The organism is Mesorhizobium alhagi CCNWXJ12-2 (assembly GCF_000236565.1).
GTDB classification, from domain to species: domain Bacteria; phylum Pseudomonadota; class Alphaproteobacteria; order Rhizobiales; family Rhizobiaceae; genus Allomesorhizobium; species Allomesorhizobium alhagi.
Genome location: NZ_AHAM01000313.1, coordinates 1 through 2,570, shown reverse-complemented (window position 1 = coordinate 2,570; position 2,570 = coordinate 1). Strand labels below are relative to the sequence as shown.

Sequence of the window (2,570 nt, the reverse complement as noted above, 5' to 3'; positions counted from 1 at the left end):
CGCTTTCCCTTTCCAATATTCGGCCGAAGATATCGCCGATTTGGGTGCGCTACGCACTCCGGAGCATGCCGATCCGGACGAACGGTTGGAGGCATGGGCGCGCGCCTTCGTCCGTGGCGCGTCGACCGACACGCTTTCGCTGCTAAAGGATCTCAACGCCGGGATCCTCGGCTCAGTGGCATATCGCGTCCGCGACGAGGAAGGGACTCAGACGCCATTGGAAACGCTGGCGCTTGCAAGCGGCTCTTGCCGGGACATCGCCGCGCTGTTCATCGCAGCCGCCCGCCATCTCGGCTTCGGTGCCCGCGCCGTTTCGGGCTATTTGTTTGACCCGCAAGCGCATGCCGACGATCCCGGCTCGACCCATGCCTGGGCGGAAGTCTATCTGCCTGGGGCAGGATGGATCGCTTTCGACCCGACACATCGCCGGCTGGGTGGCGCCAGCCTAATCCCAGTGGCCGTTGCCCGCAGCAATCGTCAGATCCTGCCGATCGCCGGCGGCTATCTCGGCGCGCCGGAGGACTTCATCTCCATGGACGTTGCGGTACGCGTCACGCCGGACGCATAGTCATTGCAACTCGGCCCTTGGCAGGTGTGGGCTTGAGAAACCCAGCTTTAGCAGTCCAGCCTGCACTTCTGGGGCGGTCATGAATAGGTTCCAGAGCAGGCCGCACAACTTTGATCGAACGCGGCCTCGCCCATGAATTCGATGCAAGCGTGAAGCGGGAATTCCTCGCCGTGGGCCTGCGGTGCTCGATTGAAATTCCGATGACAGCGGAGGTGGGCCAAGCGCGACTTTTGGAAGAAGGAAAGTGGGCATCGTGACCGGCGAAATGGCGGTGTTTCGCGTTTTGATCGTTGAGGACGAGATGCTCATCGCGATAGAAATCGAAGACGCGCTGAGGGCTTTTGGCTACGACGTCGTGGGTCCGACCGGAAAGCTTGAAACTGCGCTTCAACTGGCTACCGACGAAATGATCGATGCAGCGATACTCGACGTTACCATTCGAGGTGGACAGGTGTTCCCGGTCGCCGAAAAGCTGCTTGAGCGGGGCATTCCATTCATCCTTGCCAGCGGCTACGGCGGATGGGCACTGCCAGACGGAATGCGGGATCTACCCCGCTTGATCAAGCCATTTACATCCGAGGCGCTGAACGCCGAAATTATAGCTCTTCGCAAAGAGTACGACAGACGCAAGACCACTGTTTGATTGCGTCCCAATCGAAGGTCAGGAGGTGCGCTGCTCAGAGCTGGGATCGGATTCGCCTGCGAAGCGCAGCTAAGCGGAGGCCGGAGCGTTCTTGGCCGAGCCTTCCATCTGCGCCCGAAACCAGCGCAGCGTCTCGAGCGTAGAGGGAAGTGCGTTTTGCTTACGCGCGAGTACTTCCAGCTCCAGGAACCGCAGCGCAAAGGGCCTCTGATCGGGCAGAGAGTGCAGCAGCGAGCTCACAATGATCCTCAGGCCATCGATCTGGCCCTGCATTTCCAGGCGCTCTTCAACTTCGTTCATAGACTTCTCCTTAGGTTCCCATCGCCTGCGGCGGTTCTAAGACAGCGCCGACTGAACGGGATGTGAAGCGTCATAGGTATCTCAGCGCGTCGGACGACCGCTTCATCCTCTACCTGTCGCCGGCTCGCAAGTTCGTCAACGAAGTCTGCCAGACAAGCTGATGCGGGCGAAGGGGTGAAGCGAAGCGGGCGGACAATGCGCGAGCTTCTCGTCGCCACTTTCGCTTGGCAGCGCCATCGGGCAATCTGAGAATGCGCGGCGCCAAAAATGGACTATAGCGATTCCGCTGCTGTATCGCTCAAGCTGATCAGGCGAGCATCGCCCATCGAGGCGATATCCTCGCCCTCAAGCATCTGCAAATCCGCGCTGCTACTTGCAGCGCTGCACGCCACATCTCAAACTCGGTTTGAGAACTCTCATCAAGTCGGAGGGTTTGCAGCTCCTCTGGCGCAGGAGCGGCAAAATGCAAAAGGCCGAGCAATTGCCCGGCCTCCCGAGTTCGGAGCTGCTAGCGACGCCAGTACATCCGTGGTCGTCGTAGAAAGCTCTGGAATGGGTCAGGCAGCCTGAAGCTGCTCAGCGGCCATCTTGCCGGACTTATTGTCGCGAACCGTCTCGTAGCCGATCTTCTGGCCTTCGACGATGCTGGTCATGCCAGCGCGCTCAACGGCGGAGATATGGACAAACACGTCCGAACCGCCATTGTCGGGCTGGATGAAGCCAAAACCCTTGGTGGAATTGAACCATTTTACTGTGCCGGTGGTCATGATAAACCCTTTCCTCAGCAATATTGAGTTCTCACGTCGCGAATGCAACGTGAGTAAGATCGAGATTTTGCGGGAAGGAAGATCGTAGACCAGCGCGGAAGCGCGAATAAACAAAGTTCGAACATCAAAAGTCGATGACGACCTTCTACGTGTGTGGCGGGTAGATGTCAACGAAGAATCAGGCGGCTGAGAGGACGGTAGTCCTCAGTCCCAGGCCGCGACACTGCGACCAGTAGCGAAAGTTGTTGGCGAGCGGCCTCAACTTGTGGCGGTCGCTCGCTGGCCCATTCTT

Annotated in this window: 4 protein-coding genes; 2 read left to right on the top strand and 2 right to left on the bottom strand. The window is 58.9% G+C overall.

The genetic code is table 11. The annotated features are described in order from the left end of the window. Together MAXJ12_RS32345 and MAXJ12_RS32340 are read left to right on the top strand one after the other, a co-directional pair. On the top strand, window positions 1-568 hold a 568-nt coding region (locus MAXJ12_RS32345), incomplete at its 5' end, for a transglutaminase-like domain-containing protein (RefSeq protein ID WP_008840443.1). Between the two features lie 244 nt (window positions 569-812). Next, a complete protein-coding gene (locus tag MAXJ12_RS32340) occupies window positions 813-1,211 on the top strand; it encodes a response regulator (protein WP_008840441.1) in 399 nt (132 codons plus the stop codon). Window positions 1,212-1,280: 69 nt separating this feature from the next. Here MAXJ12_RS32340 and MAXJ12_RS32335 read toward each other — a convergent pair whose 3' ends face one another. Next, window positions 1,281-1,511, bottom strand: coding sequence for a hypothetical protein (locus tag MAXJ12_RS32335; protein WP_008840440.1), 231 nt, complete (start codon window positions 1,509-1,511; stop codon window positions 1,281-1,283). A 557-nt stretch (window positions 1,512-2,068) separates the two neighbouring features. After that, complete coding sequence (locus MAXJ12_RS32330; protein WP_008840439.1) at window positions 2,069-2,278, bottom strand: cold-shock protein; 210 nt, start codon at window positions 2,276-2,278, stop codon at window positions 2,069-2,071. Window positions 2,279-2,570 lie beyond the last annotated feature (292 nt).

Excerpts from the sequence above, each read along its gene's own strand:
- MAXJ12_RS32335 (WP_008840440.1), bottom strand. The coding sequence starts at position 1,511 with ATGAACGAAGTTGAAGAGCGCCTGGAAATGCAGGGCCAGATCGATGGC.
- MAXJ12_RS32330 (WP_008840439.1), bottom strand. The coding sequence starts at position 2,278 with ATGACCACCGGCACAGTAAAATGGTTCAATTCCACCAAGGGTTTTGGC.